The 25,835-nt window shown below is 68.1% G+C and carries 21 protein-coding genes and 2 pseudogenes; 13 read left to right on the top strand and 10 right to left on the bottom strand.

Going from position 1 to position 25,835, the window contains the following annotated elements:
- Nucleotides 1-1,320, top strand: coding sequence for a hypothetical protein (locus ACFWZ3_RS16315; RefSeq protein ID WP_439708732.1), 1,320 nt, complete (start codon nucleotides 1-3; stop codon nucleotides 1,318-1,320).
- A gap of 40 nt (nucleotides 1,321-1,360) precedes the next feature.
- Here ACFWZ3_RS16315 and ACFWZ3_RS16310 read toward each other — a convergent pair whose 3' ends face one another.
- Both ACFWZ3_RS16310 and ACFWZ3_RS16305 read right to left on the bottom strand, forming a co-directional pair.
- Nucleotides 1,361-2,707 carry a sigma 54-interacting transcriptional regulator gene (locus tag ACFWZ3_RS16310; RefSeq protein ID WP_439708731.1) on the bottom strand — a complete coding sequence of 449 codons (1,347 nt, stop codon included), beginning with the start codon at nucleotides 2,705-2,707 and terminating at the stop codon, nucleotides 1,361-1,363.
- 143 nt (nucleotides 2,708-2,850) lie between these two features.
- On the bottom strand, nucleotides 2,851-3,672 hold the full coding sequence (locus ACFWZ3_RS16305) for an SDR family oxidoreductase (RefSeq protein WP_439708730.1): 822 nt from the start codon (nucleotides 3,670-3,672) through the stop codon (nucleotides 2,851-2,853).
- Nucleotides 3,673-3,799: 127 nt separating this feature from the next.
- On the opposite strand from ACFWZ3_RS16305, the gene ACFWZ3_RS16300 reads away from it, so the two are divergent.
- Both ACFWZ3_RS16300 and ACFWZ3_RS16295 read left to right on the top strand, forming a co-directional pair.
- Complete coding sequence (locus ACFWZ3_RS16300; protein ID WP_439708729.1) at nucleotides 3,800-4,723, top strand: ABC transporter ATP-binding protein; 924 nt, start codon at nucleotides 3,800-3,802, stop codon at nucleotides 4,721-4,723.
- A complete protein-coding gene (locus tag ACFWZ3_RS16295; RefSeq protein WP_439708728.1) occupies nucleotides 4,720-6,123 on the top strand; it encodes a hypothetical protein in 1,404 nt (467 codons plus the stop codon). The genes ACFWZ3_RS16300 and ACFWZ3_RS16295 overlap by 4 nt, the downstream gene beginning before the upstream one ends.
- 85 nt (nucleotides 6,124-6,208) lie before the next feature.
- Here ACFWZ3_RS16295 and mpl read toward each other — a convergent pair whose 3' ends face one another.
- Together mpl and ACFWZ3_RS16285 are read right to left on the bottom strand one after the other, a co-directional pair.
- Nucleotides 6,209-7,570 carry a UDP-N-acetylmuramate:L-alanyl-gamma-D-glutamyl-meso-diaminopimelate ligase gene (mpl, locus tag ACFWZ3_RS16290; RefSeq protein WP_439708727.1) on the bottom strand — a complete coding sequence of 454 codons (1,362 nt, stop codon included), beginning with the start codon at nucleotides 7,568-7,570 and terminating at the stop codon, nucleotides 6,209-6,211.
- A gap of 240 nt (nucleotides 7,571-7,810) precedes the next feature.
- Nucleotides 7,811-8,395 carry an adenylate kinase gene (locus ACFWZ3_RS16285; protein WP_439708726.1) on the bottom strand — a complete coding sequence of 195 codons (585 nt, stop codon included), beginning with the start codon at nucleotides 8,393-8,395 and terminating at the stop codon, nucleotides 7,811-7,813.
- 171 nt (nucleotides 8,396-8,566) lie between these two features.
- Here ACFWZ3_RS16285 and ACFWZ3_RS16280 point away from each other — a divergent pair, with 171 nt between their 5' ends.
- The 6 genes from ACFWZ3_RS16280 (at nucleotide 8,567) to ppa (ending at nucleotide 16,811) form a co-directional block, all read left to right on the top strand.
- Complete coding sequence (locus ACFWZ3_RS16280) at nucleotides 8,567-9,829, top strand: 6-phosphofructokinase (protein ID WP_439708725.1); 1,263 nt, start codon at nucleotides 8,567-8,569, stop codon at nucleotides 9,827-9,829.
- Between the two features lie 130 nt (nucleotides 9,830-9,959).
- Nucleotides 9,960-10,271, top strand: a complete 312-nt coding sequence (locus ACFWZ3_RS16275) for an RcnB family protein (protein ID WP_439708724.1) — start codon at nucleotides 9,960-9,962, stop codon at nucleotides 10,269-10,271.
- Between the two features lie 363 nt (nucleotides 10,272-10,634).
- Entirely contained in the window at nucleotides 10,635-12,659 is a 2,025-nt protein-coding gene (locus ACFWZ3_RS16270) for a sodium-translocating pyrophosphatase (RefSeq protein WP_439708743.1), read from the top strand.
- A 251-nt stretch (nucleotides 12,660-12,910) separates the two neighbouring features.
- Complete coding sequence (locus ACFWZ3_RS16265; RefSeq protein ID WP_439708723.1) at nucleotides 12,911-15,040, top strand: prolyl oligopeptidase family serine peptidase; 2,130 nt, start codon at nucleotides 12,911-12,913, stop codon at nucleotides 15,038-15,040.
- Nucleotides 15,041-15,086: 46 nt separating this feature from the next.
- Entirely contained in the window at nucleotides 15,087-15,917 is an 831-nt protein-coding gene (locus ACFWZ3_RS16260; RefSeq protein WP_439708722.1) for a 2OG-Fe(II) oxygenase, read from the top strand.
- Between the two features lie 360 nt (nucleotides 15,918-16,277).
- Nucleotides 16,278-16,811 (top strand): inorganic diphosphatase, encoded by a 534-nt coding sequence (ppa, locus tag ACFWZ3_RS16255; protein ID WP_439708721.1) that lies wholly within the window; start codon nucleotides 16,278-16,280, stop codon nucleotides 16,809-16,811.
- 46 nt (nucleotides 16,812-16,857) lie between these two features.
- On the opposite strand, the pseudogene ACFWZ3_RS16250 reads toward ppa, so the two are convergent.
- Nucleotides 16,858-17,191 (bottom strand): annotated as a pseudogene (locus ACFWZ3_RS16250) (LysR substrate-binding domain-containing protein); the annotation flags it as partial.
- Between ACFWZ3_RS16250 and ACFWZ3_RS16245 the strand changes: the two are divergent.
- Nucleotides 17,191-17,496, top strand: a pseudogene (locus ACFWZ3_RS16245) (zinc-binding dehydrogenase); the annotation flags it as partial. The pseudogenes ACFWZ3_RS16250 and ACFWZ3_RS16245 overlap by 1 nt on opposite strands.
- Here the strand turns inward: ACFWZ3_RS16245 and ACFWZ3_RS16240 are convergent.
- Together ACFWZ3_RS16240 and ACFWZ3_RS16235 are read right to left on the bottom strand one after the other, a co-directional pair.
- Complete coding sequence (locus ACFWZ3_RS16240) at nucleotides 17,497-18,114, bottom strand: ferritin-like domain-containing protein (protein ID WP_439700462.1); 618 nt, start codon at nucleotides 18,112-18,114, stop codon at nucleotides 17,497-17,499.
- A 158-nt stretch (nucleotides 18,115-18,272) separates the two neighbouring features.
- Complete coding sequence (locus tag ACFWZ3_RS16235; RefSeq protein ID WP_439708720.1) at nucleotides 18,273-18,923, bottom strand: TetR/AcrR family transcriptional regulator; 651 nt, start codon at nucleotides 18,921-18,923, stop codon at nucleotides 18,273-18,275.
- A gap of 339 nt (nucleotides 18,924-19,262) precedes the next feature.
- Between ACFWZ3_RS16235 and ACFWZ3_RS16230 the strand changes: the two genes are divergently transcribed.
- On the top strand, nucleotides 19,263-19,922 hold the full coding sequence (locus ACFWZ3_RS16230) for a protein-L-isoaspartate O-methyltransferase family protein (protein WP_439708719.1): 660 nt from the start codon (nucleotides 19,263-19,265) through the stop codon (nucleotides 19,920-19,922).
- 29 nt (nucleotides 19,923-19,951) lie between these two features.
- The gene (locus ACFWZ3_RS16225; protein WP_439708718.1) at nucleotides 19,952-21,292 is read left to right on the top strand and encodes a TolC family outer membrane protein; all 1,341 of its coding nucleotides are present in this window, start codon (nucleotides 19,952-19,954) and stop codon (nucleotides 21,290-21,292) included.
- A gap of 51 nt (nucleotides 21,293-21,343) precedes the next feature.
- Here ACFWZ3_RS16225 and waaA read toward each other — a convergent pair whose 3' ends face one another.
- Complete coding sequence (gene waaA, locus ACFWZ3_RS16220; RefSeq protein ID WP_439708717.1) at nucleotides 21,344-22,606, bottom strand: lipid IV(A) 3-deoxy-D-manno-octulosonic acid transferase; 1,263 nt, start codon at nucleotides 22,604-22,606, stop codon at nucleotides 21,344-21,346.
- A gap of 206 nt (nucleotides 22,607-22,812) precedes the next feature.
- Between waaA and lpxL the strand changes: the two genes are divergently transcribed.
- Entirely contained in the window at nucleotides 22,813-23,724 is a 912-nt protein-coding gene (gene lpxL, locus ACFWZ3_RS16215; RefSeq protein ID WP_439708716.1) for an LpxL/LpxP family Kdo(2)-lipid IV(A) lauroyl/palmitoleoyl acyltransferase, read from the top strand.
- On the opposite strand, the gene ACFWZ3_RS16210 is transcribed toward lpxL, so the two are convergent.
- On the bottom strand, nucleotides 23,715-24,503 hold the full coding sequence (locus ACFWZ3_RS16210; RefSeq protein WP_439708715.1) for a glycosyltransferase family 2 protein: 789 nt from the start codon (nucleotides 24,501-24,503) through the stop codon (nucleotides 23,715-23,717). The two genes, lpxL and ACFWZ3_RS16210, sit on opposite strands and share 10 nt — an antisense overlap.
- Nucleotides 24,487-25,773 (bottom strand): O-antigen ligase family protein, encoded by a 1,287-nt coding sequence (locus tag ACFWZ3_RS16205; protein WP_439708714.1) that lies wholly within the window; start codon nucleotides 25,771-25,773, stop codon nucleotides 24,487-24,489. The genes ACFWZ3_RS16210 and ACFWZ3_RS16205 overlap by 17 nt, the downstream gene beginning before the upstream one ends.
- Nucleotides 25,774-25,835 lie beyond the last annotated feature (62 nt).

Below are 25,835 nucleotides of genomic sequence, written 5' to 3'. Positions count from 1 at the left end.
ATGCACAAGACCTTGTTAGCCACCGCGGTGGCCTGCGGGCTGTCGATCGGCCTGCCCTTCGATCTTGCCGCGCAGGCGGCACCCTCGCCGCAGGACGAGGCCCAGGTGCAGACCCTGCTGGCCCAATTGCAGGCGTTGAAGGCCAGCTACGCGCAACAGGTGCGCCAGCTACGCGAACTGGACATGCAGGTGCAGGCGCTGCAGGCGAAACTGGCCGGCAAGGCCGCACCCGCCGCGCTGCCCGCGCCGGGCGGCACGCCGCCACCTGCCCAGCTCGCGCAGGCCGCCACGCCGCCACCGGACGAGGGCACTCGCGCCGGCAGTGCTGCCGAGGCCGAAGCCGCCCGCCAGGAAGCGCCCACGCGCAGCCTCAAGGACGCGCTGCAGCAGGAGCACGCGCTGTTCGACCGCAAGTTCACGCTGGAAAACAGCGTCAGCTACGCACGCTACGACCGCAGTCAGATCACCCTCAACGGCTTCCTGGCGCTGGACGCGATTTTCCTGGGCAACATCGCCATCGAGGACGTCAAGTCCGACTCGCTCACCTACAACCTGGCCGCCCGCTACGGCGTGAGCCCGCGCCTGACGCTGAACCTGGACGTGCCCTACCTCTACCGCAAGACGGTCTACCAGAAGGGAGGCGCTGGCGGTTCGGCCGCGGCCATCGCCGAAGAGGACACCACCGGCGCGGGCCTGGGCGACATCGGACTGAGCGCCAACTACAAGCTGTTCGACGAAACCGGTTCGCGGCCGGACACCGTGCTGACCGTCGGCCTCACCGCGCCGACCGGGCAATCGCCCTACGGCATCGACTGGAAGGTGCTGCAGCGCGGAGACGACCAGTACATCAGCTTCGCCGTCCCGGAGAAGCAGCCGACCGGCAACGGCGTGTGGCAGGCGAACCTCGGCCTGTCAGCCGTCAAGACCATGGATCCGGCAATCGTGTTCGCCAATCTCGGCTACATCTATTCCCGGCCGCGCGATTTCGGCGACATCAACACCGATCCGGAAACCCGCAATCCCGGCTCGGTGAAGCTCGGCAACACCTACTACTTCGGCGCGGGCGTAGCATTCGCGTTCAACGAGCGCACCAGCCTAAGCCTGTCCTTCGCCGACAAGCTCAGCGCCAAGGCCTCGCTGCGCTACAAGGGCTCGCCGTGGTCCAAGGTGATCGGTTCGGACGCCCACGCAGCCACGTTCAACATGGGCGTGACCCACGCGCTGAGCCAGCACACCACCCTGGTCACCCTGCTGGGCATCGGCCTGACGCCGGACGCGCCGGACTTCAGCCTGAGCTTCAAGGTGCCGTACATGTTCTAGTGCATGGCAGACCGGGGTCGCGCGCGACCCCGGCCGAGGATCAGGCGCCCGAATGCGCCAGCTCGTCCAGCGCCAGGCCGTGCTTCTTGCACAGGCGATAGACAGTGACCCGCGCGATGCCGAGCCGGCGCGCGCATTCGCTGACGTTGAAGCGGGTTTCGCGCAGGCAGGCGACCAGCGCGTCGCGTTCGGCCGACACGCGCACGCGATCCAGCGCGGCCGGCGCATGGCCGGGTCGCACGGGCAGGTCCAGGTCGTACACGCTGATCAACGAGTCTTCGGCGACCACGGCGGCCCGCTGCACGCGGTTGACCAGTTCGCGCACGTTGCCCGGCCAATGGAAGGCACGCAGCGCGCGGCGGGCCGCCGCGCTGAAGGCAAGCGCACGGCAATCGTGCTGCTCGCGGAAGGTGTCCAGGAAATGCTGCGCCAGCAGCTCCACGTCGCTCCCGCGTTCGCGCAGCGCGGGCATCTGCACGCGCAGCACGTTGAGCCGGTAATAGAGGTCCTGGCGGAAGCGGCCGGCAGCGACCGCCTTTTCCATGTCCACGTGGGTGGCCGCCAGCACGCGCACGTCGGCACGCAGGCTCTGGCTGCTGCCGACCCGCACGATCGTGCCCTCCTGCAGGAAACGCAGCAGGCTGGTCTGCGCGTCCAGCGGCAGGTCGCCGATTTCGTCAAGGAATACCGTACCGCCGCTGGCGCTCTCGATGTGGCCGATGCGGCGGGTAGTGGCGCCGGTAAATGCGCCGCGTTCGTGGCCGAACAGTTCCGACTGCACCAGATTGCTCGGCAGCGCCCCGCAATTGATCGCCACGAAAGGGTGTGCCGCACGCGGCGACAACTGATGGATGACGTGCGCGGCCACTTCCTTGCCCGTGCCCGTCTCGCCGGTGACCAGCACCGGCAGGTCCACGGGCGCGTACTTGCGCAGGCTGACGCGCAAGGCACGCATCGCATCGCTGCTGCCGACCAGGCCGGGCATGTCCGGTTCGCTGCGCACAGGCACGCCGCCCTGGGCCAGGCGATCGAGCGATTCGTACAAGCGCGGGAAGTCGATCGGGCTGGTGAACACGGCCATGCAGTCGCGCAGGAGCGAAGTCACGCGGGGCTCATGGGCGGGCGTCTCGGGCGAGACCAGCGCGATCCAGGGCACGCCCGGATGCTCGGCGACCATGCCCTCCATGGCCTCCAGCGTGTCCAGGCCACCCTGGCGCAAGTCGGCCAGTGCAACCACCACATCGCCATTGCGGGCGCCCACGCCGCTGGCCTGTACGTCGGCGACGCGCACCGGCCAGCCTGAACGAGCCAGTCCGTTGCGTTCTGCGCCGTCAGGCGTTCCGAACCAGACGACGCAGCGCCTGGGTGATGCCAATGCCGCGATCATCGCCACCTCCGCCCCTGAACGGATGTCCTGTGTCGATCAGCCGGCGCTTGCCGACTGGGATGCCGCCCGTCCGGGACGGCGGACTGTGATGGATATCACAAAACCGGGTGTAAGACCTAACGACAGACCTCGTGAAGGCAAGGTCAACCCAGAAACAGGTCCGGCAGCAGCGGCGCGCCCGGCTGGACGGCATACCGGTCGAAATCGACCACCCCCTGCTCCCGCAGCACGTCCTCGTCGAGGTCGAAATGGCCGCTGTAGGCCCGTGCCGGGCGTGTCAGGATGGCATGGGCCGCGTCGGCGACGATCTCCGGCCGGCGGCACTGTTCCGGCCGCACGCCCTCGATCATGCCGATGGCAGCCGTAGCGACCACCGTGCGCGGCCACAGCGCGTTGACCGCGATGCCGAGCGGGGCGAATTCGCCACTCATGCCCAGCACGCACAGGCTCATGCCCATCTTCGCGATCGTGTAGGCGGTATGCGGGGCGAACCACTTGGGATCGAGGCTGGGCGGCGGCGCCAGCATCAGCACGTGCGGATTGGCCGCGCGCTTGAGGAACGGCAGGCAGGCCTGGGTGACCAGGAACGTACCGCGCGTGTTGACCTGGTGCATCAGATCGAACCGCTTCATCGGTGTGCCTTCCACGCCGGCCAGCCAGATCGCGCTGGCGTTGTTGACCAGGACGTCGATGCCGCCGAAGCGCTCGGCCGCCTGCGCCACCGCCGACCTGACCTGGTCTTCCTCGCGGATGTCCACCTTGAGCGCCAGCGCCTTGCCACCGGCCTCTTCCACGGCCGCCGCGGCGGTGTGGATGGTGCCTGGCAACCGCGGGTTGGGCACGCCGCTCTTGGCAGCGATCACGATGTTGGCGCCGTCCTGCGCCGCGCGCAGCGCGATCGCCAGGCCGATACCGCGCGAGGCGCCGGTGATGAAGAGGGTCTTGCCGGCCAGCGTGTCGTCCATAGCGGTGCGTGCCTGGTGGGGAAAGGCAGGATACTCCGCCGGCGGCGCGGTCCCGGATGACAACCATCACTGGACGGGCGATACGCAGGCCCCCACAGTGCTCCGGTCTGGACCGGAACTGCTGCCGATGGCCACGCTGCTGCCTTTTCCTTCCCCTCCCATGGCGGCCACCGCCACGCCCGAACCGATGCTGCGCGTGCGCGGCGTGCGCAAGGCCTTCGAGGGACGCGAGGTGTTGCGCGGCGTCGACTGGCAAGTGCCGGCCGGGCGCGTGATCGGGCTGCTCGGTCGCAACGGCGCCGGCAAAACCACCCTGTTGCGCTGCCTGCTCGGACTGGCGCCGATCGACGCCGGCGCGATCGAGCTGTTCGGCGCCCCGATGACCGAGCCGGGCGGCGAGCGCCTGCACAGGGTCGGCTTCGTGCCACAGAATTTCGAACTGTTCCCGTGGATGAAGGTGCGTGCCTACCTGGACTTCACCGCCGCCTTCTACACCTGCTGGAACCACGCGCTGGCCGCGCGCCTGCTGCAGGAGTGGGAGCTCGATCCGAAGCAGAAGATCGGCCGGCTCTCGCAGGGACAACGGCAGAAACTGGCGATCGTGCGCGCGATCGCTCCAGAACCGGACCTGCTGGTGCTGGACGAGCCGGTCGCCAGTCTCGACCCGCAGGCGCGGCGCGCCTTCATGGCCGAACTGCTTGGGCTGATGCGTGGCCCGGGCAAGACAGTGATTTTCTCCACCCACATCACCGCCGACCTGGAGCGTGCCGACGCCGATATCGCGCTGCTGCGCGACGGCCGCATCCAGTTCACCCGACCGCTGGCCGAACTGAAGGCACGCCTGTCCCACGCGGTGCTCAACCGCCCAGCTGGCTGGGCCACGGCGCCGGCTCTGGCCGGCGTGATCAAGTCACGCATTGCCGGCGCCAGCCTGCATCTGTTGCTGGAAGACGTGCCGGCCGAGCGGCTGCACCAGCTTGCCAAGGACGAGGACGCCAGCCTGCGCATCGAGATGCCCACGCTGGAAGATCTGTTCGTGGAACTGGCATGAGGGCGATCGTCCAGCTTTGGCTGCTGCCGAGTCGGCAGATGCCGCTGCTGGGCGTGCTCGCCCATGTTTTGTGGCTGGCGGCGATGGCCTGCCTGGTGTGGATCACGCCGCATGCCGATGGAGCGGCCCTGGGCGCCGGCCTGCTGGCCATGGGCAGCTGGTTCTGGCACCTGGGCCTGGCCACCACGCTGCGCAGCGCGTGCCAGCCCGAAACGTTCCTGCTGCCGGCCTTCCGCCACCGGTTGATGGTATTCGGCCTGCTCGACGCGTTGGTCTGGGTGGGGCTACCGGCGCTGCTGGCGCTGGCGTTGGGCGTGCCGTACGTCGCGCTCGGTGGCGCGCTGCTGCTGCTCGCGGCGGCGATGGGTTTCGCGATGGGCGTGGAGCGCTGGGTGAGCCTGCTGTTCTGGCCGCTGCTGGTGCTGGCCGGCTGGATGCCGGGTCTGGCCGGAGCGATCGTGCACGACGCCCTGCACTCGCCGCTCACGCTGCCGTTGCTGCTGCTCATCGCCGTGCTGCTCCTGCGGCTCGCGCTGCATCCGATGCTGCGCGTGGCCGACCGGCCGCCGGATACCTCGCCGCTGGAAGGACTCAGCCTGGGGCGCAACGCCACGGCCGACACCATGCCGCGGCGCAGTGCGCTTGGCCGGCGCTTCGAGGGCTGGTTCGACGCGATGGCGCAGCAGGCGATGGAACGCGCACTGGCCCGTTACCGTGCACAGCCGTCCGCCGCTCGACGTCGCACACTCGTGCGCCGCCTGTTGCTGCCGCACGACAACGCCGCGGCGATCGGGCTGCGCATCGCGATCATGGCGGTGTTCGCCTCGCTGTACGTGGTGGTGGCACTGCACCGGAAGCATTTCAACGCGACCGTGGTGGGCGCGTACGCCGTGCTGATCGCGCTGGCCCGCTTCCCGCAGATCGGCCGCGGCATGCAGCGCATGCGCCCCAACCTGGCCGATCTGTATCTCACGCTGGCGCCAACTACGCGGAGCGACTACCAGCAGACGCTCGTCGATGCATTACTCGTGCTGGTGCCGATCGGCACGCTCACCGCGCTGGCCTATACCGTGCTCGGCATCGTGCTCACCCACGCCACGCAACCCGCGCTGATGCTGCTGGTCACGCTGGTCGTGTCCACCGGCGGCGGCCTGGTGGCGCTGGCGGTGCACCTGATCGGGCCGCAGAACGCGGTCGGCCGGCAGTTGGTCAACGCGGCTGTGCTGGCGGGCACGATGGCGATGTACTGGGCCGGTTTCTGGCTGGTCGGCGCCCTGGGCTACGTCTTCGGCGGGGGCCTGCTCGCGCTGATGACGCTGGGTTTTGCGCTGGGTGTGTGGTTTGCGGCGCAGCGCGAGTATCAGCGGCGCGAGCCCTGTTTCGACGCGCCGTTGGCCTGATCACACCAGCCACGCCCTGTAGGAGCCCGCCTGCGGGCGATACCCTGATTGCCTCATGCGGAAGGGCCTTGCCCGCAGGCGGGTCCTACAGGTCTTCGAGCGCCTGGGTGAAGCGACGCGGCGCGTTTTCGAAGCCGCCATTGGACATGAACACCACGTGGTCGCCCGGACGCGACTGGGCACGCAGCGCTTGGATCAGGGCATCGACCGTCGGCGCCGTGCGGCCACGGCCTTGCAGCGCCTCGGTCACCCGCGCTGCATCCCAGGGCAATTCCGGGCGGTGCAGGAACACCACCGCGTCCGCGTCGGACAGTGACGGTGCCAGGCCCGCCGCGTGTGCGCCCAGGCGCATGGAGTTGGAGCGCGGTTCCAGCGCGACCAGGATGCGCGCCTTGCCCACCTTGGCACGCAGGCCCGCCAACGTGGTGGCGATCGCGGTCGGGTGATGCGCGAAGTCGTCGTAGACGCACACGCCGTTCACCTCGCCGACCCGTTCCATGCGCCGCTTGACGCTCTGGAAGCTGGCGAAAGCCGGCAGCAGGGCGCGCGGATCGGCACCGGCCGCGCTGGCGGCGGCCAGGGCCGCCAGCGCGTTGAGCACGCTGTGGTTGCCCAGCAGCGACCAGCGCACTTCGCCGATCGCCTCGCCCCGGTACTGCACGGTGAAGACCGAACCATCCGGCTCGACCAGCCGCGCCTGCCAGTCGCCCTGGCCGATGCCGAAGGTGTCCACCGGCGTCCAGCAGCCCATGCCCAACACCTCGGCGAGGTTGGCGTCGTGGGCGTTGACGATCAGCCGACCGTTGCCCGGCACGGTGCGCACCAGGTGGTGGAACTGGCGCTGGATCGCGGCCAGGTCCGGGAAGATGTCCGCGTGGTCGTACTCGAGGTTGTTGAGGATGGCAATGCGCGGGCGGTAGTGCACGAACTTCGAGCGCTTGTCGAAGAACGCGGTGTCGTATTCGTCGGCCTCGATCACGAACGGCGCGATCTTGTCGCCCAGCCGCGCGGAGACACCGAAGTTGCCCGGCACGCCGCCGACCAGGAAGCCCGGCGCCATGCCGGCGCTCTCAAGAAGGTGCGAGAGCAGGCTGGTGGTGGTGGTCTTGCCGTGGGTGCCGGCCACCGCCAGCACCTCGCGCCCGGCCAGCACCGTCTCGCCCAGCCATTGCGGACCCGACACGTAGCGCAGGCGCGCGTCGAGCATGTGCTCGACGGCCGGGTTGCCGCGGGTCATCGCGTTGCCGACCACGACCAGGTCGGGCGCGGGCATCAGATGTGCCGCGGTATAGCCGTCCATCAGGCGGATGCCGAGAGCTTCGAGCTGGGTGCTCATGGGCGGATAGACGGCCGCGTCGGAGCCTTCGACCGTCAGGCCGAGTTCGCGCGCGAGTGCGGCGACGCCGCCCATGAAGGTGCCGCAGATGCCGAGGATGTGCAGGCGCATGTGTTTGAAAACCCTCCCTCTCGCCGGATGGGCTCCCCTCTCCCGCCGGGAGAGGGGCTGGGGGTGAGGGTGCGGGACTTGCGGGGAGTGGGGCGGAGTATCGTCAGCAGGACGCTCCGCCTGGTCCCTCCCAACTCTCTCCCCCATGTTTGATCACTTGGGTTTGATCACTTGGGTTTGATCACTTGGGTTTGATCACTTGGGTTTGATCACTTGATGCGGAGAGGAAGCTAAAGGCGCTCAGCCGTTGGCCGCGGTCGATTCGCTTTCCAGCGCGCGCTTGATGCGCGCGGTGACGTCGTCCAGTTCGCCGACGCCGTCGACGACCTGCAGCTTGCCGCGCTTGGCGTAGAAATCCGCCACCGGCGCGGTCTGCTCGGCGTACACGCCCAGGCGCTTGCGCACCGTGTCGGGGTTGTCGTCGGCGCGGTTCTCGGCCTGGAAGCGGATCTGGCAGCGGCCGATGATCGCCTCGTTGGGGACCTCGAGCTTGACCACCGCGTCCAGCGGCTGGCCGATGCGCGACAGCAGGTGGTCCAGCGCGTCGGCCTGCGCCAGGTTGCGCGGGTAGCCGTCCAGGATGAAACCGTTGCGCGCGTCGTCCTGCGCCAGGCGCTCTTCCAGCATGCCCAGCAGGATGTCGTCGGAGACCAGCTGGCCGGCATCCATCACCGCCTTGGCCTTCAGTCCCAGCGGCGTGCCCGCGGCCACCGCGGCGCGCAGCATGTCGCCGGTGGAGATGTGCGGTACGTTGAGGTCGGCCTTCAGCCGCGCGGCCTGCGTGCCTTTGCCCGAACCGGGCGCACCGAGTAGGACGAGTCGCATAATGCTCCAGGGCGTGTGGTCCGCACGCACGCTGCGGCGGTTCGTCAGATTTCACCCAAGGGGCGTCAAAGTACCGTCTGGGACCCGGCAGCGTCAAACCGCGCCACACCCGGATGCGCGCCAAGTCGCTGTTTCGCAAGGGCACGTGCCGTGCCAGTCAAGGAGATCGCCATGAGTCCTGCTTCCCGTCCCGGCCGCCTGCTCTACGCCCAGTCCGGAGGCGTCACCGCGGTGATCAACGCCACCGCCGCCGGCGTGATCGAAACGGCGCGCGCGCAGGGCGTGCCCGTTTACGCGGCGCGCAACGGCATCCTGGGCGCGTTGCGCGAGGATCTCATCGACACCACAAAAGAGTCGAAGTCTGCCATTGCCGCGCTGCGCCACACGCCCGGTGGCGCGTTCGGCTCCTGCCGCTACAAGCTCAAGTCGCTGGAGGACAACCGCGCCGAGTACGAGCGCCTGATCGAGGTGCTGCGCGCGCATGACATCCGCTGGTTTCTCTACAACGGCGGCAACGACTCGGCCGACACCGCGCTGAAGATCTCCCAGCTCGGCAAGGCGATGGGCTACGACATCCGCTGCATCGGCGTGCCCAAGACGGTAGACAACGACCTGGCGGTGACCGACTGCTGCCCCGGCTTCGGCTCGGTGGCCAAGTACACGGCCGTGTCGGTGCTGGAGGCCAGCCTGGACGTCGCCTCGATGGCCGACACCTCGACCAAGGTGTTCGTGCTGGAGGTGATGGGCCGCCACGCTGGCTGGATCGCCGCCGCCGCGGGCCTGGCCGGCGAGGGCCCGGACGCGCCGCCGCACGTGATCCTGTTCCCGGAGAACCTGTTCGACGAGGCCGCGTTCCTGGCCAAGGTGAAGTCCACGGTGGAGCGCGTGGGCTGGTGCACGGTGGTCGCCTCCGAAGGCGTGCGCGACGCCGCCGGGCGCTTTCTCGCCGAGGGCGGCACGCGCGACGCCTTCGGCCACGCGCAATTGGGCGGCGCCGCATCGGTGCTGGCGCAGCTGGTCAAGGACAAGCTCAAGTACAAGGTGCACTGGGCGCTGCCGGACTACCTGCAACGCTCGGCCCGTCACCTGGCCTCGGCCACCGACGCACTACAGGCCTACGCGGTGGGACGTGCGGCGGTGGAGTTCGCGCTGGCCGGCGTGAACGCGGTGATGCCGGTGATCGTGCGCACCTCCGAGTCCCCCTATCGCTGGAGGATCGAGCCGGCGGAGCTGAAGAAAATCGCCAATCGCGAAAAGAAACTCCCCAAGGGCTTCATCCGCCGCGATGGCTTCGGCATCACCGACGCCGCGCGCCGCTACCTGTCGCCGCTGATCCGCGGTGAGGCGCCGCCGCCCTATGGCAAGGATGGCCTGCCCGCCTACGTCGCCCTGCGCAACGTGGCGGTCGCCAGGCGCCTGCCTGCCTTTCCCTGAGGCGACAGGCGCCTGTTTCCTTGCTGAGCGTCACGTGAAGGCCGCGTGCAGGCGGCTACCATGCGTTCAGTCGCAGATTCCTACGCTGCCATTCACCCGGGCCCCGCGCCCGGCCAAGGGAGACACACGAATGAAGTTCCTGCTGAGCGCCCTGTTCGCCCTGCCCCTGCTTGCCGCCAGCGGCGCGGCGCTGGCCGACCATGACCACGGCCACGGGCGCGGCCACGACAAGCACGGCCACGACGAAGGCTGGCACGGCCACCGCCACCATCGCTGGGAGCGCGGTCACCGCTACGACGGTCGGGTCATCATCGTGCACGACTACGAGCGCGTGCGCCTGCGCCCGCCGCCGCGTGGCTATCACTGGGTGCGCGACGACAACAACGATTACGTGCTGGTTGCCATCGCCACCGGCATCATCCTGGACTACGTGCTCAACTGAGGACGCGGTTCGATCTCGCGGCCGGGGCGGCAACGTCCCGGCCGCGTGCTTTTACGGATGCCTGAAGCCTGACGCAGCCGGTCCCGCCGGCGTTTGCCCTGTCCCGCGGGTGGTCGGTCGCGGGAATGCAGGTCGAAGGGACGAAAGCCAAAGGCCTTCCTCTCCCCAACCCCCTCCCGGGCGGCGCCAGCGGAAAGGGCGCGGAGTGGCGCCGCTGCGGCGCACAACAATCAATCACATCTCCCCTGCCTATACTCGCCGAGGCCGCTGTTTCAGCGGACTGGGGCGAGCTGCCCGTGAGGCAACCCGCCTGTGGCGGTATTCACTCACCTGGGGAGGCACCGAATGCAGCAGCAGGACGGTATGTGGTTGTGGATCGCGCTGGGGTGCGCGGTTCTGGCGATTCTCTACGGTTTGGTCTCGGTACGCTGGGTTGTCAGCCGCTCGGCCGGCAACGAACGCATGCAGGCGATCGCCGCGGCCATCCAGGAAGGCGCACGCGCCTATCTCAACCGCCAGTACGGCACCATCGCGCTGGCGGGCATCGTCCTGCTGGCATTGATCTGGTTTTTCCTCGGGTGGCCCACGGCCGTCGGCTTCCTGATCGGCGCGGTGCTTTCCGGCGCCACCGGCTACATCGGCATGAACGTCTCGGTGCGCGCCAACGTGCGCACCGCCGAGGCCGCGCGCAGCGGCATGCGCGCGGCGATGGACGTCGCCTTCCGCGGCGGCGCGATCACCGGCATGCTGGTGGTCGGCCTGGCCCTGCTGGGGGTGACCGGCTACTGGATGATCCTCAACCACCTGGGCGTGCCCGATCCGCTGCATCCGCTGGTCGGCCTGGCGTTCGGCAGTTCGTTGATTTCGATCTTCGCGCGACTGGGCGGCGGCATCTTCACCAAGGGCGCGGATGTGGGCGCCGACCTGGTCGGCAAGGTCGAAGCCGGCATTCCCGAGGACGACCCGCGCAACCCCGCGGTGATCGCCGACAACGTCGGCGACAACGTGGGCGACTGCGCCGGCATGGCGGCCGACCTGTTCGAGACCTACGCGGTGACGGTGATCGCCACCATGCTGCTCGGCGGCCTGATGTTCGGCGCCGACCCGCACGCGGTGCTCTACCCGCTGGTTTTGGGCGGTGTGTCGATCATCGCCTCCATCATCGCCACCTTCTTCGTCAAGGTGCGCGAGGGTGGCTCGATCATGGGCGCGCTGTACAAGGGCGTGATCGTCTCGGCGGTGCTCTCGGCGGTGGGTTTCTGGTTCGTCACGCGCGAACTGCTCCCGCAGGGCCTGGCAACCACCAACGGCAACATCGATTCGATGTCGATCTTCTGGTGCGCGCTGATCGGCCTGGTACTGACCGGCCTGATCGTGTGGATCACCGAGTACTACACCGGTACGCAGTACACGCCGGTGCGGCACATCGCGCAGGCCTCCACCACCGGCCACGGCACCAACATCATCGCGGGCCTGGGTGTGTCGATGAAAGCCACTGCATGGCCGGTGATCGTGGTCTGCCTGGCGATCTGGGGCGCGCACTACCTCGGTGGGCTGTACGGCATCGCGATCGCCGCCACCTCGATGCTGTCGATGGCCGGCATGATCGTGGCGCTGGACGCCTACGGCCCGATCACCGACAACGCCGGCGGCATCGCCGAGATGGCGGACCTTCCGCCGGAAGTGCGCGGCATCACCGACCCGCTGGACGCCGTGGGAAATACCACCAAGGCGGTCACCAAGGGCTACGCGATCGGCTCGGCCGCTCTCGCTGCGCTGGTGCTGTTCGCCGACTACACGCACAACCTGGCGGTGAACAACGGCGGTGCGACCTTCGCGTTCGACCTGTCCGACCACATGGTGATCATCGGCCTGCTGATCGGCGGCCTGATCCCCTACCTCTTCAGCGCAATGGCGATGGAAGCGGTGGGTCGTGCTGCCGGTGCCGTGGTCGAAGAGGTGCGCCGGCAGTTCCGCACCATCCCGGGGATCATGGAAGGTACCGGCAAGCCGCAGTACGACAAGGCGGTGGACATGCTCACCCGCTCGGCCATCCGCGAAATGATCGTGCCCTCGCTGCTGCCGGTGGTGGTGCCGATCGTGATCGGTCTGCTGCTGGGGCCGAAGGCGCTCGGCGGCGTGCTGATCGGCACCATTGTCACCGGCCTGTTCGTGGCCATTTCGATGACCACCGGCGGCGGTGCATGGGACAACGCCAAGAAGTACATCGAGGATGGCAACCACGGCGGCAAGGGTTCGGAGGCACATAAGGCGGCGGTCACGGGCGACACGGTGGGTGATCCGTACAAGGACACCGCAGGTCCCGCGGTCAATCCGCTGATCAAGATCATCAATATCGTGGCCCTCTTGTTGATCCCGTTGTTGTAAGCCTTTCCACTCCCTCTCCCTTCCGGGGAGAGGTTGGGGTGAGGGGCCGCTCCTGCGATAGACCACCTGCCGAAGGCCCCTTGCGGGCCTTCGCTTTGTCGGAGGCACGAGAGGACTCCCCGCGAGCCCCAGCCCCTCACCCCGGCCCTCTCCCCGGAGGGGAGAGGGAGCAGGGCGCGACCCTGACCTTCCTCACAGGCACTCCATCACCCCACCAGCCACACTCACCCGTTCCACAGGGGGAAACCGAAATGACCCACACCACCCGCTGGCTCGCCCTTGCGCTGGGCCTCACACTGGCAGGCATGACACACGCACAGACTTCCGCGCCGGCCGGCGCACAAGCCACCGACGACGCTTACCTCTGGCTCGAGGACATCGACGGCACCCGCGCGATGGACTGGGTCAAGCAGCAGGACGCGACCACGGTCGCCGACTATGCCCAGTCACCCCAGTTCAAGCGGCTCGACGCCCGCCTGCTCGAAGTGCTCGACTCGAACGAGCGCATCCCCTTCGTGCAGAAGCTGGGGGAGCACTACTACAACTTCTGGCGCGACAAGGCCCACCCCAAGGGCCTGTGGCGGCGCACGACGCTGGCCGAGTACCGCAAAGCCGAACCCGCATGGGAGACCGTGCTCGACCTCGATGCGCTGGCCGCCGCCGAACACGAGAGCTGGGTCTGGCACGGCGCGCAGTGCCTCAAGCCCGCTTACCGCCGCTGCCTGCTCTCGCTTTCGCGAGGCGGTGCGGATGCCGACGTGGTCCGTGAGTTCGACCTCCACGACAAGGCCTTCGTCGAAGGGGGCTTCAGGCTGCCCGAAGCCAAGAGCCAGGTGGCCTGGGCCGACCAGGACCACATCTTTGTCGGCACCGACTTCGGCCCCGGCTCGATGACCGAGTCGAGCTACCCGCGCATCGCCAAGTTGTGGACCCGCGGCACGCCGCTGGCCGAGGCGACGACCATTTACGAGGGCAAGCCCGAAGATCTGGCCATCAGCGCCTACCGCGATCTCACCCCCGGCTATGAGCGCAGCTTTGTGCAGCGCGCGCTCGCTTTCTACGACAGCGAGAGCTACCTGCTCGGCAACGACGGCAAACTCGTCCGCATCGATGTGCCCACCGACGCCGAAACCAGCGTCGAACGCGAATGGCTGCTGATCGAACCGCGCAGCGATTGGAACGTGGGCGGCCACACCTACAAGGCCGGCTCGCTGCTTGCCACGAATTTCGACGGCTTCATGGCGGGCAAGCGCGACATCACCGTGCTGTTCGAGCCCACCGACACCACCGCGCTGGACGGCTACTCCTGGACCCGCCACCACCTGATCCTCAATGTGATGGACGACGTGGTGAACCGGCTCGAAGTACTCACCCCGCAGCCGGGCGCGTGGAAGCGCCAGCCACTGCGCGGCGCGCCGGCGCTCTCCTCGATCGACGCGGCCGGCATCGATGAGGACACGAGCGACGATTACTTCCTCACCGTCACCGGCTTCCTGCAGCCGACCACGCTCTACTACGGCACGCTGGGCCAAGGAAAAGACGGCAGGCGCGAGGCCGAAGCGATCAAGCACAGCCCGGATTTCTTCGACGCCTCGAAGTACCAGGTCAACCAACATTTCGTGCAATCGAAGGACGGCACCCGCGTGCCGTATTTCCAGATCGCGCCGAAGGACATGAAGCTCGACGGCAACAACCCGACGCTGCAGTACGGCTACGGTGGGTTCGAGATCTCGCTGCAGCCGAGCTACAGCGGCAGCATCGGCCGCGCCTGGCTGGAACACGGCGGCGTCTACGTGATCGCCAACATCCGCGGCGGTGGCGAGTATGGCCCGCGCTGGCACAAGGCCGCGCTCAAGGCCAACCGCCTGCGCGCCTACGAGGACTTCGCCGCGGTGTCGGAAGACCTGGTCCGGCGCAAGGTCACGTCGCCGAAGCACCTGGCCGCGATGGGCGGCAGCAACGGCGGCCTGTTGATGGGCAACATGCTCACGCTTTACCCGCAGCTCTACGGCGCCATTGTCAGCCAGGTCGCGCTGCTGGACATGAAGCGCTACACGCACCTGTCCGCCGGCGCGTCCTGGATGGCCGAGTACGGCGACCCGGACAAGCCGGCCGAGTGGGCCTGGATCAAGACCTTCTCGCCCTACCAGAACGCGCAGCCGGGCAAGCACTACCCGCCGGTGCTCTTTACCACCTCGACGCGCGACGATCGCGTGGGTCCTGCGCACGCGCGCAAGATGGCGGCGAAGATGCAGGCCATGGGCTACGACGCGGACTTCTACGAGAACATCGAGGGCGGCCACGGCGGCGCGGCGGACAACAAGCAGTCGGCCTTCATGCACGCGCTCGAATACACCTGGCTGTGGCAGCACGTAAAATGAGGTTTCCGGCGGCCGCCCGGCCGCCGCAACCTTCCACGCCCGACGCATGAGAGCTTCTTCCGGCAGCATCACCCCCCAGTTGCGCGAATGGATCCTGGCCACCGCGCGCGCGGGGCACGGCGTGCCGGACGTGCTCAAGCTGCTCAAGGAGGCCGGTTATCCACCGGCCCAGTGCCGCAGCGCGGTCGCCGAGGTGCTGAGGATTCCGCTGAGTTCTATCAACGCCAGCGTGCCCAACGGCCGGCGCACCACGGCACCCCCCGCTCCCCGGAAAACGGTCGGCCCCCGCGAGGTACGCGTGAGCGCGGGGATGGAAGCGCCGATCGTGCGCGTGCTCGACGGGCTGCTCGACCCCGAGGAATGCGCTGCGCTGATCGAGGCCGCGCGGCCGCGGCTGGACCGCGCCAGGACGGTGGCCGAGGACGGCAAGCACCAGGTCGACGAACGTCGCACCAGCGCCGGGATGTTCTTCAAGCTGGGGGAGACGCCGTTGGTGCGCGACATCGAAGCGCGCCTGGCGAAGCTGCTCGACCTGCCGGTGGAACACGGCGAAGGCCTGCAGGTGTTGCACTACCTGCCCGGCCAGGAGTACGAGCCGCATTACGACTGGTTCGATCCCACCCAGCCGGGCTACGCGGCGGTCACCGCACGCGGCGGCCAGCGCATCGCCAGCGTGGTGATGTACCTGAACACGCCCGAGGAGGGTGGCGGAACCGCGTTTCCGAACGTCGGGCTCACCGTCACGGCCCTGGCCGGTTCGGCCGTCTATTTCGCCTACGAAGGCGGCGACACCAGCTCGCTGCACGCCGGCCTGCCGGTGATCCGCGGCGAGAAGTGGATCGCCACCAAGTGGCTGCGCGAGCGGCCGCTGCGCTGAGACCCTGTCGTTCGGGATCGCCGACCCGTTCGCGCTGAGCGTAGGCGGGTGGTACCAGAACCAAGGCGACAGCCTCCGGAGCACGCGCTTGCGCTGCGGGGACCCTTTAACTTCATTCGTTGCTCTCAGGGCCAACGGCGTTTCGCCAACCGCTTCGTTGTGTTCCTTCCCTCGTTCCACGGGGGAAGGTGCCCGAAGGGTGGATGGGGGAGGCCCGCCTCAGCCCTCAATCCCCGGGCTTCCAGGAAGCGCCCCCGGATAGCCGCCCGCTAAACACCCCACCACCCCTTCGCTGCATTGCAGCAGCGTTTGCCGTATCCTTTTGCGCCTCGCTTTTTTCGCTCCCTCCGAAGGATTCCCATGGGTCTGCATCACGTCCCCGCCGGCCGCAACGTGCCGGATGAAATCAACGTCGTCATCGAAATCCCCAAGGATGCCGAGCCGGTCAAGTACGAAGTGGACAAGGAAAGTGACGCGATCTTCGTCGACCGCATTCTGTCCACGCCGATGCGCTACCCGTGCAACTACGGCTACGTGCCGGGCACGCTGGGCGGCGACGGCGATCCGCTGGACGCGCTGGTGATCCTGCCGCTGCCGCTGATCCCCGGCTCGGTGATCCGCTGCATCCCGGTCGGCATGTTGAAGATGTCGGACGAGGCCGGCAGCGACGAGAAGCTGGTCGTGGTTCCCGCGCCGAAGATCTTCCCCGGCTACGCGCACATCAGCGACATCAAGGGCGTGTCCCCGCACTGGCTGGAGCGCATCGGCCACTTCTTCGAGCACTACAAGGACCTGGAGAAGGGCAAGTGGGTGAAGGTCGACGGCTGGGTCGGCGCCGACGAGGCGAAGGCCGAGATCGTGGCAGGCGTCGAGCGCTACAAGGCCGCCAAGTAAGCTGCTTTTCCAAAGGCGCGCCGCCAGCGATGGCGGCGCGCCTTTTTCATGTCCGCGCGGCGGGTGCTTGCTCCCACGGCGGCACTTCGCCCAGCTGTTCGGCCAGGAAATCCACGAAGGCGCGCACCCTGGGCGGGACGAGTCGACGCTGCGGCATCACGGCCCAGATCGCGCTCTGCGGCAGGTTGTAATCGGGCAACACCACCTCAAGCCGGCCGGCACGCAACGCCTCGTGCACGTGCCAGTGCGAATGCAACGCGATGCCCTGCCCCGGCCAGCGCGGCATCGCGGACCAGCTCCCCCAGCGTGCTCTCGAAGCGGCCCTGCACCCGCACCACATGTTCGCGGCCCTGCGCATCGGTCAGCCGCCAGGTGTCCTGCACCGCAGGGGCATGTCGGCCTGATCGTGGAGCCGCGCGGGCCAGTGTCGCTCGGTAGCCCGTACAAGGCCAAGTCGATCGGCATCCACTGGGAATCGATGTTTACCCGCTCGCGCACCGGCGCCGCGGACCTGGCAGAACAGGGCTGGATCCTGGCGCGCGTGGCCGGGTTGATCGATGCGGGCGGGCTGCGAGGCATCGCGCGCGAGACGCTCTCGCCCATCAACGCGAGGAACCTGCGCGAGGCGCACCGGCGCATCGAAGCCGGCCGCAGCATCGGCAAGCTGGTGCTCGCCGGCTGGTGATCAGTGTTGCCAGCCGGAGCCGGCGTTGGAAGACGGCTGTGCGGCCGGCTGGGCCTGGGTCGGACGGGCCGGCTCGCCCTTCTCGCCCAGCTGCGCCAGCAGGGTCGCCATGTCCTCGGCGTGCTCCTCTTCCTGCGCCAGCACCTCTTCCATGATGCGGCGGGTGGTCGGGTCGTCGCCGCCGATGTACTCGACGATCGCGCGATAGGTGTCGATCGCGATGCGTTCGGCGACCAGGTCTTCCTTGATCATGTCGACCAGATCGGCGCCCTCGGCGTAGTCGGCGTGCGCGCGACTGAGCAGGCCGTCGGGATTGAAGTTGGGCTTGCCGTCCAGTTGCGTGATGCGCTCGGCGATGCGGTCGGCGTGTTCCTGTTCCTGCTGCGCGTGTTCGAGGAACTCGGCCTTCACCGCTTGCGAGTGGATCCCCGATGCCATGAAGTAGTGGTACTTGTAGCGCAGCGTGCAGACGATCTCGGTGGCCAGCGCTTCGTTGAGCAGCTTGATCACGGTCTCGCGGTCGGCGGTGTAGCCGGCGGTGATCGCTCCCTGGTCGATGTGCTCGCGGGCGCGCTTGCGGATGGCCTCGATGTCGGTCAGGAACGGCTTGCTTGCCATGTCTGTCCCTCGGATGGTGGGTATCCGGAACAGGCTAGTGCGCAGGGCGCGAAACGGTGGTGAAGCGGCGCTGGCGGACGCCGCAGAGTGGGCTTCAGCCCGCCAAGGATCTTGCCGGGAAGCGTGACGAAGCTGGGCTTACGTCACCTTAGTTTGTCTCAGCGCGGCAAATAGGCACGCAGGAACATCTTCACCCCCGAGCGGGCAGTCGCCTCGATCTCGGCCGCATAACTGTCCGGGCATTCGCAGCAGCCGAACATCTGCCGCATCATCAGGTTGCCCTTGATCAGGGTGAGGAACTGCACGCAGGCGCGCGGCACGTCGTCGATCTGCAGCTTGCCGGCGTCAACCGCCTGCTGCAGCAGGCGTTCCATCAAGCCTTGGGTGCGCGTGGCGCCCTCTTCCCACATCAGTCGGCCGTAGCGGGGGTTGCCCTGGCGGCAGTCGGAGAGGATCGCGCGGAAGGTGCCGACCGTCTCGGCATTGCAGTCGAGCTTGGCGTGGGTCAGCGCCACGCGCAGCAGCGTGTCGGCGATGTCCTCGCGGGGGTCGAAGTGGTAGGTCTCTTCCGGCAGCAGGTCGTTCACGCGGGCGCGGATGACTTCGCGGAAGAGATTGTCCTTGTCGCCGAAGTGGCTGTAGACGGTGAGCTTGGATACGCCCGCCTCGGCGGCCACCGCGTCCATGCTGGTCCCGGCGAAGGCATTGCGGATGAACAGCGCCTTGGCCGCCTCCAGGATCGCCGCGCGCTTCTCCATGTCCTTCGGACGACCGGGACCGGGGGCCTTGGCATGGGCGGGACAATTCATGGTGACACCTTGGGTGGAAGCAGCTTCACAAGAAGGAACAGGCACTTTATTATACGGATCGGTTCACTTATTTCCAGTTTCCTGAAAGCAGCCGTGCCACCGACCGTTCGTGCCTCGCGCGCATTGTACCGCCATGGCGTCCACGTTCCCGGCGCGATGTCGGCCCCGAAACGGCCGGGTGTCCGCGGACAGCGCGCCGGGCATGACTTCCGTCAATCCGGCGCGGTGACTTCCGGCACTTCGGGCACCCGCCTCCAGGCCGCACGCTAACCGTCACTGTCGCGACGGCCTCCGAACGCTTATCCTTTTGATCTTTTTGATTCTTGCGGACGTAAGACCATGGCGATGAATTTCGAACAGGCACGGCAGAACATGGTCGAGAACCAGGTGCGACCCTGGGATGTGCTCGATACGCGCGTGCTCGATGCGCTGGCGCAGGTGCGCCGCGAGGACTTCGTGGCCCCGCAACACCGCCAGCTCGCCTTCGCCGACCTGTGCCTGCCGATCGGCCACGGCCAGGTGATGATGAAGCCGGTGATCGAGGGTCGCGTGCTGCAGGCGCTGGAGTTGAAGCCGACCGACCGCGTGCTGGAGATCGGCACCGGCTCGGGCTTCCTCACCGCCTGCATGGCGCGCCTGGCCGCGCACGTGACCAGCGTCGACGTGCATGGCGATTTCACCGCCGCCGCGCAGTCGCGCCTGACCGCGGCCGGCATCGCCAACGCCACCCTGGTGACCGCCGACGCGGTACAGGAGTGGCAGCCGCAGGAGAAGTTCGACGCCATCGTGGTGACCGGCGCCGTGTGGCAGGTCCCGCAGCGTTTCCTGGGCTGGCTCAAGCCGGGCGGGCGCCTGCTGGCGATCCGTGGCGAGTCGCCCGTGCAGCAGGCCGTACTGCTGACCCAGGCCGGTGCCGGCGGTTTCCGCGAGGACTACCTGTTCGAGACCGACCTGCCGTACCTGGCTCACGCCGAGCCGCCCCGACGTTTCGTTTTCTGACTTCCTATCGATTGCATGAGGCAACCCCGATGCGCTTGAAGCTGCTGACCCTCGCCCTGGCCATGTCGGCGATCTCGCTGCCCGGTCACGGCGAGGACCTGATGGACGCCTACCGCCAAGCGCGCGCCAATGACCCGGTGCTCTCCCAGGCCGAGGCGCAGCGCCTGTCGATTGGCGAGAACGTGACGCAGAGCCGTGCCCTGCTGCTGCCGCAGCTGTCCGGCCGCGCCACCTTCAGCCAGTCCAGCGGCGCCAATACGCAGACCGTCACCGAAGGCGGTGCGCCGCTCAATGCCGGCCACCTGCGCAGCCGCGACGAATCGCTGGAGTTGAGCCAGACCATCCTCGATCTCAGCAAGATCGCCGACCTGCACGCGGCCGAATCGCAAGCAGATTCGCAGAGCGCGCAGTACGACGCGGCACTGCAGGAACTGCTGGTGCGCGTGACCGCCGCCTACTTCGGCGTGCTGACCAGCCAGGACGAACTGGCTTACGCCAAGGCCAACGAGGATGCCTTCCGCCAGTCCTACGAACAGGCCGAGCAGCGCTTCAACGTGGGCCTCTCGGCGGTCACCGACGTGTACCAGGCCAAGTCGTATTACGAGCTGGCCAAGGCGCAGACGGTCGCCGCCAACAATGCGCTGAACGACGCGCGCGAAGCGCTCGCCCAGATCACCGGCAAGCCGGTCGGCGACCTCAAGCAGTTGCGCGACGACCTGCCGATGGTGCCGCCCAACCCGACCGATCCGAACGCCTGGGTGCAGCAGGCGCAGAAGAAGAACCCGAACGTGATCGCCCAGCAGTACAACGTCGAGGCCGCCTCGCATGCGGTGAACTCCGCCCGCGCCGGCCATCTGCCGACGATCAACGCCTCGGTCAGCCGCGGCACATCGGCCAACTGGCTGGAGAACATGAGCGGCGCCTTCGCCGACCGCAACGGCCGCTACGGCACGACCGTGGGCATCACGCTCAACGTGCCGATCTTCTCCGGCTTCGCCACGCAGTCGCGCGTTCGCCAGTCGATCTACCAGCGCGACGCGGCCGAGGACTCGCTGGAAGCCCAGCGCCGCCAGGTCACCCGCGACACACTCAACTTCTACCGCTCGGTGATCGCCGGCATCAGCCAGGTGGAAGCCAACAAGGCCTCGGTCGAATCCGGCCAGAAGGCGCTGGAAGCCACCCGCGCCGGCTTCGACGTCGGTACGCAGACGATGCTCAACGTGCTCAATGCGATCCAGACGCTGACGCAGGCCGAGAGCAGCTACTCGCAGTCGCGCCACGCGCTGATCCTGGATCAGCTGCAGCTCAAGCAGGCCGCCGGCACCATCGACGTGAAAGACATCGAGGCGGTCAACTCGCTGCTTCAGTGATGTGGGATCACCCCTCCCCGGCGGCGCCGCGGAGGGGTGAAGCCTGCCGGGCTATTCCCCCAGCACGCGGTCGATCAGTTCCATCACCCGCGCCACGGCGCCACGCTCGCTGTCGAACACGCGTCGTGCCTGGCGGCCCATCTGCTTGCGCCGGCGTTCGTCGCGCAACAGTTCCAGCACGTCATGGCCCAGCTGGTCGACGTGCGCGACGCGGTCGGCGCCTCCCTCGCGGATCAGCGTGAGGGTGATCTCCTCGAAGTTGAAAGTATGCGGGCCGACCAGCACCGGTCGCGACAACGCGGCCGGTTCGAGCACGTTGTGCCCACCGATCGGCACCAGGCTGCCGCCGACGAATGCCAGGTCGGAAGCCGCGTAGAATGGCATCAACTCGCCCATCGCGTCGATCACGAACACCTGTTGCGCACCCGGCACCTGCTCGACGCTGCGCGTAGCGACGCTGAAGCCCAGGCTGCGCGCCGAGTGCTCGACCAGCTTGAAGCGCTCCGGGTGGCGCGGCGCGATCAGCAGCAAGGCATCGGGCAGGCGGCGCAACACGTCCAGGTGCGCTTCCAGCACCGCCAGTTCCTCGCCCTCGTGCGTGCTGGCGGCGATCCACACCGGGCGCCGCGATCCCCATTGCGCACGCAGGGCCATCCCCTTGTCCACCGCGCCATCGGGGACGGGCATGTCGAATTTCAGGTTGCCGCTGACCACCACTTTCGCCGCGTCCGCGCCCAGCAACCGGTAGCGCGCCGCATCGGTGCGCGACTGCGCCGCGATCTGCCGGACCGTGCGCAACGCCGGTCGCACCAGCGAGAGCAGCGGCCGGTAGCCACGCATCGAGCGCTCGGACAGCCGCGCATTGACGATCATCAGCGGAATGCCGCGACGGCGGCAGGCGAAATAGAGGTTGGGCCAGATTTCCGTCTCCACGATCAGCGCCAGTCGCGGGCGCACGCGCTTGAGGAAGCGATGCACCGCAAAAGGCAGGTCGTAGGGCAGGTAGACGTGGAACACGCTGTCGCCAAACAGCTGATGCACGCGGGCCGACCCGGTCGGCGTCACCGTGGTGACCACCAGCGGCGCGTTGGGATAGTCGTGCCTGAGCGCCTTGATCAGCGGTTCGGCCGCGTTGACCTCGCCAACCGATACCGCGTGCACCCACAGGCTGCCGCTGAACTGCGGGCGCTGGAACAGGCCGAAGCGCTCGGGCCAGCGCCGGTGATAGTTGCCGTAGCGCGCGCCACGGATCCACAGGCGAAGCATGATCAGCGGCGTCGCCAGGTACATCACGAAGGTATAGAAGTAGCGCAACGGAAGGCCAGACGGTCGGAATGACGGGATTATAGGCGGTGGCTTGCGGCCCTCTCCTCCGGGGAGAGAGCCGCAACGAGGGAATCAGGCTGGCAGGGGGGCCGTCGTGGGCCGGGCTCGATACAGCTTTATCGCGAGCACGCCCCTGCGCCCAGTTCCCCCGAAAGGGCGAGGGCTTCGACGCTACAATCCCCCGGATGCCCGGCATGCCCCGCCCCTCCTTCGATCCCGCCCTGCTTGCCCCGCGCCACTGGCCCGCCTGGCTGGGCGTAGGCTTGATCTGGCTGATCGCACGCCTGCCCTACCGGTGGCTGCTGGGGCTGGGCCGGATACTCGGTGCGCTGATCCGGCACGTGCCCTCGCGCCGGCGACGCATCGCCCAGACCAACATCGCGCTGTGCTTTCCCGAACTGGATGCGCGCCAGCAAGAAGCGCTGGTCAAGGCGCACCTGACCGACATCGGCCTGATGCTGGTCGAGTTCGCGCTCGGCTGGATGGGCTCCGACCGCGCGATCGCGCGCATTCCCACGCGCATCGAGGGCCTGGAACACCTGGAAGCGGCGCGTGCGCAAGGCCAGGGCGTGCTGCTGGTGGGCGGGCATTTCTCGCACCTGGAACTCTGCGCACGGCTGATCTCGCAACGCATCCCGATCGCCGGGATGTATCGCCGGATGGACTCGGCCGTCTTCGAGTGGACCGTGCTGCGCGCGCGGCTGCATTACGCGGCAGCCATGTTCGAGAAGGACGACATCCGCGGCACGGTGAAATACCTGCGCGGCGGTGGCACGGTCTGGTATGCCCCCGACCAGGACATGCGCAGCAAGGACAGCGTGTTCGTGCCGTTCTTCGGCGTGCCCGCGGCGACCATCACGGCCACCCACCACCTGGCGCGGATGGGCAAGGCGCAGGTGATCCCGTTCTTCCACCAGCGCCTGCCCAAAGGCGGCTATGCGATGCGGCTGGGCGCACCGCTGCCGATGGACGGCGATGCCGCCGCCGACACCGCGCGCGTCAACGCCGGCATCGAGCAGATGGTACGTGCCGCGCCCGAGCAGTACCTGTGGGTGCACAAGCGCTTCAAGACCCGTCCACCGGGCGCGCCGCCGGTCTACCGCTGACGCGGGTGACGCGCCGAGCCGGATGCGTTGCGCACGCGCGATTCGTGCAGCTTGGCGTACTTGAGAAACGCATAGAAGGCATGCACCCGCGCGGCGATGAAGCCTGCCCAGCCGGCGCGCCAGTGGCCGCGCAGCAGGTAGTAACGCAGGAACGCGATCGTCGGATAAGCGACCATCCGCCAGCCCAGCGAGGCGCGCTGGCGCCGCGCGTCTTCGTTTGCCTGCAGCGTGGAGTAGCGGTTGGCCTTGTCCACACGTCCGGCGATGTCCGGTTCGCCGAAATGGTCCAGCACGACATCGAGCCTGCCGACCGGGCCATCGACCTCGACCGCCTCGTGCACGCTGTGCCCGCTCATGCGCGCGTGCCCGCGATCGAATAGCCGCACGTAGTGGTTGAACCGGGCGCGCGGCGATTGCCAGCGCCAGAACACCCATTCGCGCCGCCACAGCTGATAGCCCGCGCAGGCCGGAGCCTCCAGCGCGCGTTGCACGGGCGCTGCGGCATCCGGTGGAAGTGCCTCGTCCGAATCCAGCAGCAGCACCCAGCGATGCCGGGCCAGGTCGATCGCAGCCTGTTTCTGGGCGCTGTAGCCGGCGAAAGGCTGCTCGTGCCATCGCGCGCCATGGCCTCGCGCGATCGCGGCGGTGGCGTCGGTCGAACCTGAATCGAGGACGACGATTTCCTCGGCCCACGCCACCGAACCCAGGCACGCCTCCAGCGTGTCCGCGCTGTTGTAAGTCGTCACCACGACCGACAGCGGCTCACGCATCGCGCGCATCCATGACAGCATCCTTCTCGATGACGTCTTTTTCGATGAACAGCGCCGCGCACCACAATCCCAGCAGCCAGGCGAACAGCAGCCCCCACCAGGCCGAATAGAAAGCCAGGTGCGTGTTGAGCGGGAACAGCATGACCGCCAGCGCCACCGTCACGGGGAACGCCCGCGACCGCGCCGCCGGGCCCTGCCGACGCCACGCGCGCAGTGCCAGGAAGGTTGCGACCAGCCAGAGCGCGAAGCCGGCCGCACCGGTTTCGCTCAGCACTTCCAGCACCACCTGGTGCGCATGGCAGGCGCCCTCGCCCACGCCGCAGGCTTCCTCGACCACGAAATGGTCGTTGGCCGGCGCATAGTCGGGATAGACGTAGCGGAAGCCGCGCACGCCCACGCCATTCCAGGGATGGTCGGCCAGCATCCGCACGCTGGCGCGCCAGATCGCCGGCCGGCCGGTGAGCGCCTCGTCCAGGCCCTGCGGTTCGTCGGCAAACACGGCCAGGGTCCGCTCCATGCGGTCCTGGAAGCGGCCGGACGTGCGCCAGGCCAACGTTCCGGCGAGCGCCACCAGTACCAGGCCCAGGCCACACCAGAGCGCGATCCGGCGCGCCGAACCGGCCTCCCGCCAGGCGAACGCCAGCGCGACCAGGCCGTAGCAGAGCCAGCCCGCGCGCGAGCCGGCCAGCAGCACCGGGCCGAGCAACAGCAGGAAAGCCAGCACCAGACCCGTGCGTCCCCAGCGCTCGCGCGCCGCCCACAGGGCGAACGGCGCAAGCACGGACAGGGTGGGACCGAGTTTGAGGTTGTCCGCGCCAAAAATGCCCGAAACACGTTCGGCGTCGGCGTGTCCGCCGAGGCTGAAGCCGGTAAAGGCCTGCACCCACGCGTCGGCAACCCAGAGCGCAACGACCGCCGCGACTGCGAACAACAGCGCGCGCAGACGGTCGTCGCGGCGGATCGCAAAGCAGGCATACAAGCCTAGCGGCACATAGCGCAGCAGGCCGGTGGCGGTACTCCAGCTCTTGGCCGGCGCCACCGCGTCGAACGAGGACAGCAGCGCCGCGCCGACATAGCAGGCCAGCAGGGCCAGCAGCAGGCGCGCCCCGGCATGCCCGTGCAGTGCCCGCGGGTGACGTACGAACAGGAGGATCGTGCCGATCAGGCAAAGCAGCGTGCCCAGTTCCGAACTGCGCCCGACCGGCAGCAGTGCGATCACCAGCCAGAACGGCAGCAGTGGCGAGCGCAGGGCGGCGGCAATCGGATGGGTCGAGGGCATCGGCGGATTGTAGAGGACGGCGAGCTCGCCGCCTCGCCCACCGCGCATGGCCAGGCGGGCGG

The sequence above is a fragment of the Frateuria sp. GZRR35 genome (assembly GCF_051900415.1).
Lineage (GTDB): Bacteria > Pseudomonadota > Gammaproteobacteria > Xanthomonadales > Rhodanobacteraceae > Frateuria_A.
Note: the sequence above shows the minus strand (reverse complement) of the source record. Positions and strands in the feature narration are given on the sequence as shown.

Excerpts from the sequence above, each read along its gene's own strand:
- ACFWZ3_RS16240 (WP_439700462.1), bottom strand. The coding sequence starts at position 18,114 with ATGGCAAGCAAGCCGTTCCTGACCGACATCGAGGCCATCCGCAAGCGC.
- ACFWZ3_RS16210 (WP_439708715.1), bottom strand. The coding sequence starts at position 24,503 with ATGCGCGCGATGCGTGAGCCGCTGTCGGTCGTGGTGACGACTTACAAC.
- ACFWZ3_RS16225 (WP_439708718.1), top strand. The coding sequence starts at position 19,952 with ATGCGCTTGAAGCTGCTGACCCTCGCCCTGGCCATGTCGGCGATCTCG.
- ACFWZ3_RS16285 (WP_439708726.1), bottom strand. The coding sequence starts at position 8,395 with ATGCGACTCGTCCTACTCGGTGCGCCCGGTTCGGGCAAAGGCACGCAG.
- mpl (WP_439708727.1), bottom strand. The coding sequence starts at position 7,570 with ATGCGCCTGCACATCCTCGGCATCTGCGGCACCTTCATGGGCGGCGTC.
- ACFWZ3_RS16265 (WP_439708723.1), top strand. The coding sequence starts at position 12,911 with ATGACCCACACCACCCGCTGGCTCGCCCTTGCGCTGGGCCTCACACTG.
- lpxL (WP_439708716.1), top strand. The coding sequence starts at position 22,813 with ATGCCCCGCCCCTCCTTCGATCCCGCCCTGCTTGCCCCGCGCCACTGG.
- ACFWZ3_RS16270 (WP_439708743.1), top strand. The coding sequence starts at position 10,635 with ATGTGGTTGTGGATCGCGCTGGGGTGCGCGGTTCTGGCGATTCTCTAC.
- ACFWZ3_RS16305 (WP_439708730.1), bottom strand. The coding sequence starts at position 3,672 with ATGGACGACACGCTGGCCGGCAAGACCCTCTTCATCACCGGCGCCTCG.
- ACFWZ3_RS16230 (WP_439708719.1), top strand. The coding sequence starts at position 19,263 with ATGGCGATGAATTTCGAACAGGCACGGCAGAACATGGTCGAGAACCAG.
- ACFWZ3_RS16295 (WP_439708728.1), top strand. The coding sequence starts at position 4,720 with ATGAGGGCGATCGTCCAGCTTTGGCTGCTGCCGAGTCGGCAGATGCCG.
- ACFWZ3_RS16300 (WP_439708729.1), top strand. The coding sequence starts at position 3,800 with ATGGCCACGCTGCTGCCTTTTCCTTCCCCTCCCATGGCGGCCACCGCC.
- ppa (WP_439708721.1), top strand. The coding sequence starts at position 16,278 with ATGGGTCTGCATCACGTCCCCGCCGGCCGCAACGTGCCGGATGAAATC.
- ACFWZ3_RS16275 (WP_439708724.1), top strand. The coding sequence starts at position 9,960 with ATGAAGTTCCTGCTGAGCGCCCTGTTCGCCCTGCCCCTGCTTGCCGCC.
- ACFWZ3_RS16260 (WP_439708722.1), top strand. The coding sequence starts at position 15,087 with ATGAGAGCTTCTTCCGGCAGCATCACCCCCCAGTTGCGCGAATGGATC.
- ACFWZ3_RS16205 (WP_439708714.1), bottom strand. The coding sequence starts at position 25,773 with ATGCCCTCGACCCATCCGATTGCCGCCGCCCTGCGCTCGCCACTGCTG.
- ACFWZ3_RS16310 (WP_439708731.1), bottom strand. The coding sequence starts at position 2,707 with ATGATCGCGGCATTGGCATCACCCAGGCGCTGCGTCGTCTGGTTCGGA.
- ACFWZ3_RS16280 (WP_439708725.1), top strand. The coding sequence starts at position 8,567 with ATGAGTCCTGCTTCCCGTCCCGGCCGCCTGCTCTACGCCCAGTCCGGA.
- ACFWZ3_RS16235 (WP_439708720.1), bottom strand. The coding sequence starts at position 18,923 with ATGAATTGTCCCGCCCATGCCAAGGCCCCCGGTCCCGGTCGTCCGAAG.
- ACFWZ3_RS16315 (WP_439708732.1), top strand. The coding sequence starts at position 1 with ATGCACAAGACCTTGTTAGCCACCGCGGTGGCCTGCGGGCTGTCGATC.